The sequence below is a fragment of the Natronogracilivirga saccharolytica genome (assembly GCF_017921895.1).
GTDB classification, from domain to species: domain Bacteria; phylum Bacteroidota; class Rhodothermia; order Balneolales; family Natronogracilivirgulaceae; genus Natronogracilivirga; species Natronogracilivirga saccharolytica.
The window spans coordinates 1-1,805 of record NZ_JAFIDN010000027.1; the positions used below are offsets into that span (position 1 = coordinate 1).

Below are 1,805 nucleotides of genomic sequence, written 5' to 3' on the forward strand. Positions count from 1 at the left end.
ATGGATGAGTCTGGTAAAACCTGCCTACCAGCTCAATAACCTGCACTAACAAATACCCTTGGCCTTGACGTGCAATCAACTGCAGTACTTCCAGCAAGACCAGCTGAATGCACACATGGACGGTCAGAATCTGTAGTTCTCGGACATAGGCTTGAAATAGCCCCGGTATCGTCCGCTCATCGCTGCACTGCCGCCGGTAATACTCCAACATCATATAACGCAGTAAAACGATACTTGTGTGAGCAATCTGGGCGGCATTGGACTGGTATCGCGACCAGGCCAGGGGCATCGGAGACGAGGCCGTTGAACTGATCGAGTGCATTATCGCCAAACGGGTTCATCCCGAACAGGCCTATCGCAGCTGTGACGGGATTTTAGCCCTGTCACGCAAGGTCGGCAAAGTACCACTGCTCAGAGCTGCCAAAATCGCTCTTTCGGTCAATGAGCCCACCTATAGCTTCGTCAAGCGGCTGATCCAAAACGGAGTGTCGGATCTGACCCCTGCTTCATCGCCCAAACCTGCCCGGCTGCCCGAACACAACAACATCCGCGGGAAAACCTACTACCAAAAACCCTGAACTATTAACGATCTGTTTATTATGAATACTTCCGATATTGAACACGCCATGTCTGAATTGCGCTTGCACGGGATGCATCAAAGCTGGCAATCGTTGCTGGAAACACGATCCTACCAGGAGCTTTCCCTGCTCGATGGCCTCAAGCTCCTGTTGGATGCCGAAAAGCTCGAACGTGATCAGCGCCGGGTGCAACGGCTGCGCAAGGCCGCCCGATTCCGATACCAGGCCAATCTCGAAGAACTCCACTATAAAGCCTCACGTGGCCTGGATAGAAACACCATTGCCGTGTTGGCCGACGGGCAGTATATCGCCAAAGGCGAGTCGGTCCTTATCAGCGGTCCGACAGGCTCAGGAAAATCGTTCCTGGCATCGGCCCTGGGGCATCAGGCTTGTCAGCTCAGCTACAAAGTAGCCTACTTCAACATGCATAAACTTTCACATCAATTGCTGCTGGCACGCACCGATGGAACCATTCTGAAGATGCTGGATAAAATCGCACGAACGCAGCTTTTGATTATAGATGACTTCGGCCTGCAACCCCTGGAGGCTCAGCAGCGTCTGGATTTGCTCGAGATTATTGAAGATCGCCATCGCAGTATGTCAACGATCATTGCCAGTCAAGTGCCTGTAGCCAGCTGGTATGATGTCATTGGCGGACAAACCATTGCCGATGCCATTCTGGACCGGTTAATACACACTTCGCACCGAATTGAATTAAAAGGTGAAAGCATGAGAAAAAAACTGTAATTTTGTCATTGCCTTGAGCTAATCACTGCCATGCCCATGGGGGTCACTTTGCTCCGGAATGGGGGGTCAGCTTGTCCGGAATAACCAGGCGTTTTACGGACAAAGCATCAATGCCGTCAAAACCCAGATCTGGACGGCTGTTTGTACTTATATGATCTTGATAATCATCCATAAAACATATGATTTTAACGTCAATTTACGCACGATGATGCAAGTGCTCAGTGTCTCGTTATTGGAGCGTATGACTTTTAAAAAGCTATTTTTGAACCCTAAACTCACAGAACCAATAGAGTCAAACCCTAACCAATTGGGGCTCTTCGACTTTTAATTGGACACTACTGATAAATCCTTAGTTTTAACGGTAGTTAATGAAGTTGCTTGTTACTTTGGTTATGGTTTGTTCGAAGTGGTTTATCTGAATCTGCATTGTAGTTAACCGGCCAGTAAATAGATACCACTAAAAGCGGAACTCTACGCCTA

4 protein-coding genes are annotated in these 1,805 nt (G+C 48.8%); 2 read left to right on the forward strand and 2 right to left on the reverse strand.

The annotated features are described in order from the left end of the window. Nucleotides 1-214 (reverse strand): hypothetical protein (locus NATSA_RS15240; protein ID WP_210513478.1); only part of this gene is annotated, 214 nt, incomplete at its 3' end. Between the two features lie 43 nt (nucleotides 215-257). Between NATSA_RS15240 and NATSA_RS15245 the strand changes: the two genes are divergently transcribed. Continuing rightward, nucleotides 258-578, forward strand: coding sequence for a hypothetical protein (locus NATSA_RS15245; RefSeq protein ID WP_210513479.1), 321 nt, complete (start codon nucleotides 258-260; stop codon nucleotides 576-578). Nucleotides 579-599: 21 nt separating this feature from the next. Further along, nucleotides 600-1,325, forward strand: coding sequence for an IS21-like element helper ATPase IstB (gene istB / locus NATSA_RS15250; protein WP_210513480.1), 726 nt, complete (start codon nucleotides 600-602; stop codon nucleotides 1,323-1,325). Nucleotides 1,326-1,368: 43 nt separating this feature from the next. Here the strand turns inward: istB and NATSA_RS15635 are convergent, their stop codons facing one another. Beyond that, nucleotides 1,369-1,497 carry a hypothetical protein gene (locus NATSA_RS15635; protein ID WP_272491793.1) on the reverse strand — a complete coding sequence of 43 codons (129 nt, stop codon included), beginning with the start codon at nucleotides 1,495-1,497 and terminating at the stop codon, nucleotides 1,369-1,371. Between the last annotated feature and the right edge of the window lie 308 nt (nucleotides 1,498-1,805).

Excerpts from the sequence above, each read along its gene's own strand:
- istB (WP_210513480.1), top strand. The coding sequence starts at position 600 with ATGAATACTTCCGATATTGAACACGCCATGTCTGAATTGCGCTTGCAC.
- NATSA_RS15635 (WP_272491793.1), bottom strand. The coding sequence starts at position 1,497 with ATGGATGATTATCAAGATCATATAAGTACAAACAGCCGTCCAGATCTG.